Below are 3,585 nucleotides of genomic sequence, written 5' to 3'. Positions count from 1 at the left end.
CGCGCCATGCGACCGGGATCACGGTGCTCATCTTCCTGCTCATCGCGACGATCCTCGCTTACTTGAGCTACCAGAACATCTGGGCCGAGGCGAAGCGCAAGGTGGCACCGAAACCGGACGCGGCGCACTAAACCACAGTCCTCGAACACGAAATACGGCCCTCCTTTCCAAGCGGAAGGGGGGCCGTTTTTCGTCAGGCCGGGCGGCGCCTGATCAGTGCGATCGAGATGAAGCGGAGGACTTCGACGCCGTCCTGGTTGGTGACGCTAGTCTGGGTGCGGAAGCTGCCGAGGTCGGGCTTCGAGCGCGATGGGGTCTTGTCGAGGACGGTCCCGCGCACCGTGATTCGGTCGCCGGGATAGACGGGTCTGAGCCAGCGCAATTCATCGACCCCGGGCGAGCCGAGTCCGGCCTTCGGTTCGTCGTTCATATGCGCGACGAGCACCGCCATGGTCATCGCGGTGGTGTGCCAGCCGCTTGCCGCAATCCGCCCGAAATGGGTCTTGGCGGCTTCCTCGTCGGATAGATGAAACGGCTGCGGGTCATATTTACGCGCGAACTCCAGTACTTCCTCGCGGGTGACGTCGTAATGGCCGAACTCGCGCTCGACGCCGATCTCAAGATCTTCGAAATAAATCATTCGTCGAGCGATGCCGTCCGTCGTTGGTCGAAGCAAGGCTTGTTATTGGGTTCGAGCGTTGCTCGACTGCGCTTTTCCATTTGGGGGCAAATCATGAAGGCTTGGGTATACGCGAGCGGCGCGGCGATGATGCTGGCAGGGAGCGCGGCCTTCGCCGACACGTCCGAAACAGCGCGGATCATCGACGAGGGGATGAACCGGTCGCAGGTCATGATCAACGCCTCGCAGTTGATGGACGGGATTGGCGGACGGCTGACCAATTCGCCGAGCCTGCGCCGCGCCGAGACCTGGGCGATGGGCAAGTTCAGCGGATATGGCCTCGCCAACGTCCACAAGGAAGCATTCGATTTCGGCCGCGGGTGGGAGCTGGTCGTTCGGCGCGGCTAGTCGAGCCGCGGTCGCGGCCTCTGACGGTGATCCCGATCGCGTGGACTGCTCCGACCAACGGCGCGATCAGCGCGGCAGTGGTGATCGCGCCGATGTCCAAGCCAGAGAATTTTGCCGAATGGCACGGCAAGCTTGCCGGCAAGATCGTGCTGGTCAGCCTGCCCGGATCGACCGACGAGCCCAAGGAGGCTGCGTTCAAGCGCTACTCGGATGGCGATATCCACGATCTCGACAAATATGACGCGCCGCAGTTCGACCCCGACGCCGCCGCGCTGCGGGCCAAGCGGCGCGGGTTCAGCCTCAAGCTTGACGCCTTCCTCAAGGCCGAGGGCGCGCTCGGCTATGTCAAGCGCAGCTATCGCGACAATGGGCTGGTCCAGGGCGAGGGCTATGATTACCTCGTCGGCGCCTCGCCCAGCCTGCCGGGGTTCGAGATGGCGGCGGAGGATTATCGCTTGCTGGTGCGGCTTGCGAAGACCGGACCGGCGCCGGTGGTCGAACTCACCAGCAATGCCCGTTATGACGACAGCGACCGCAACGCGCACAATATCGTCGCCGACATCCCCGGCCGCGATGCGAAGGCGGGCTATGTCATGGCCGGGGGCCATTTCGACAGCTGGATCGCGGGCGACGGGGCAAACGACAATGGCGCGGGCAGCGTCGTCGTGTTGGAAGCGGCGCGGATCCTGCGCGGCCTTGGCGTGTCGCCCAAGCGCACCATCCGCTTCGCGCTGTGGGAGGGCGAGGAACAGGGCCTGCTCGGTAGCCGCGCCTATATAGAGCAGCATCTGGCGTCGCGCGCGGTGCCGGCGGGGCTGAACGGGATCGACGCCTATGCCGTCTGGCCCACCGCCTACCCGATCACCAGAAAGCCCGGCTATGACGAGCTCAAGGCCTATTTCAACATCGACAATGGCTCGGGCAAGCTGCGCGGGCTGTATGCCGAGCAGAACAGCGCCGCCGCGCCGATCCTCAAGGAATGGCTGTCACCGTTCGCGTCGATGGGTGCGGGGAGCGTCGTCGCCAGCAAGACCGGCGGGACCGACCATGTGTTTCTCCAGTCCATCGGGCTCCAGGGGTTCCAGTTCATCCAGGATCCGCTCGACTATGAGAGCCGGGTGCACCATTCGAACCTCGATACGCTCGACCATATGCGGCCCGACGACTTGCGCCAGGCGGCGGTGGTGCTGGCCGGCGTGCTGTGGGCGGCGGCGAACAGCGACAAGGAATTGCCGCGCCCTCCGCTGCCGAGCCAGCCGGTGGTGACCGATCCGTTCAAGGTGGCCGATCCCAACGAGTGAGGCCAGCCAGCGAACGCTAGTGCGGCGCTCCCCACCCCTTCGCGCTTCGCGCTCTTCCCCTTCCGCTGTGGCGGGAGGGGGGACGATCAGACGTTGAACTTGAAGTGGAGGACGTCGCCGTCCTTGACGACATATTCCTTGCCTTCCTGACGCAGCTTTCCGGCGTCGCGCGCGCCGGCCTCGCCGCTCAGCGCGACATAGTCGTCGAAGGCGATGGTCTCGGCGCGGATGAAGCCACGTTCGAAGTCGGAGTGGATCTCGCCCGCGGCCTGGGGAGCCTTGCGGCCCTTTTCGAGCGTCCAGGCGCGGGCTTCCTTGGGGCCAACGGTGAAGAAGGTCAGCAGGTGGAGCAGGTCGTAGCCCGAGCGGATGACGCGGGCGAGGCCGGTCTCGTGGAGCCCCATTTCCTCGAGGAAGACGAGCCGCTCGTCCATTTCCATCGTGACGAGATCGGACTCGATCGCGGCCGAGACGACGACCGCGTTGGCGCCCTCGGCCTTGGCCTTGGCGAACACCGCTGCGGACAGGGCGTTGCCCGAGGCGGCCTCGTCCTCGTTGACGTTGCAGACGTAAAGCACGGGCTTGGCGGTGATCAGCTGGGCCTGGGCGAAGGCGCGCTCTTCCTCCTCGTCCCGGGGGACGGTGAGGCGGGCGGGCTTGCCTTCGCGCAGCAGCTCGAGCGCCTGGCCCAGGACGCTGGCGGCGATCTTCGCTTCCTTGTCGCCTTGCTGGCCTTTCTTGACGAGGTTGGGGACACGCTTTTCGAGGCTCTCGAGGTCCGAGAGGAGAAGCTCGGTCTCGACCACTTCGGCGTCGGCGATCGGGTCGACCTTGTTCGCGACATGCTGGATGTCGTCATTCTCGAAGCAGCGCAGGACGTGGACGATCGCGTCGACTTCGCGGATGTTGCCGAGGAACTGGTTGCCAAGGCCTTCGCCCTGACTGGCGCCCTTCACCAGGCCGGCGATGTCGACGAAGCCGAGCTGCGTGGGGATGATCTTGGCCGACTTGGCGATGCGGGCAAGCGTGTCGAGGCGCGGGTCGGGAACCGACACTTGGCCCACGTTGGGCTCGATCGTGCAGAAGGGATAGTTGGCCGCCTGCGCCGCCTGCGTTTCGGTCAGCGCGTTGAAGAGGGTCGACTTGCCGACGTTGGGCAGGCCGACGATGCCGCATTTGAAGCCCATGGTTCGCTTTCAGGTAAGAAGGAGTTGGCGCGGCCCTACACGGGGCTCAGGCGAAATTGAAGCTGATGCT

4 protein-coding genes are annotated in these 3,585 nt (G+C 65.0%); 2 read left to right on the top strand and 2 right to left on the bottom strand.

Annotation, left to right across the window (positions count from 1 at the left end; all coding sequences use genetic code 11):
• Positions 1 to 193: 193 nt before the first annotated feature.
• On the bottom strand, positions 194 to 640 hold the full coding sequence (locus Q0R27_RS11690) for a MaoC family dehydratase (RefSeq protein WP_293944966.1): 447 nt from the start codon (positions 638 to 640) through the stop codon (positions 194 to 196).
• Between the two features lie 93 nt (positions 641 to 733).
• Between Q0R27_RS11690 and Q0R27_RS11685 the strand changes: the two genes are divergently transcribed.
• Positions 734 to 1,027, top strand: coding sequence for a hypothetical protein (locus Q0R27_RS11685; RefSeq protein ID WP_293944964.1), 294 nt, complete (start codon positions 734 to 736; stop codon positions 1,025 to 1,027).
• A gap of 26 nt (positions 1,028 to 1,053) precedes the next feature.
• Entirely contained in the window at positions 1,054 to 2,328 is a 1,275-nt protein-coding gene (locus Q0R27_RS11680; protein WP_293944962.1) for a M20/M25/M40 family metallo-hydrolase, read from the top strand.
• Positions 2,329 to 2,414: 86 nt separating this feature from the next.
• Here the strand turns inward: Q0R27_RS11680 and ychF are convergent, their stop codons facing one another.
• Complete coding sequence (gene ychF / locus Q0R27_RS11675; RefSeq protein WP_293944960.1) at positions 2,415 to 3,515, bottom strand: redox-regulated ATPase YchF; 1,101 nt, start codon at positions 3,513 to 3,515, stop codon at positions 2,415 to 2,417.
• Between the last annotated feature and the right edge of the window lie 70 nt (positions 3,516 to 3,585).

Origin of the sequence: Sphingomonas sp., assembly GCF_025362505.1 — a bacterium.
GTDB lineage: Bacteria > Pseudomonadota > Alphaproteobacteria > Sphingomonadales > Sphingomonadaceae > Sphingomicrobium.
Note: the sequence above shows the minus strand (reverse complement) of the source record. Positions and strands in the feature narration are given on the sequence as shown.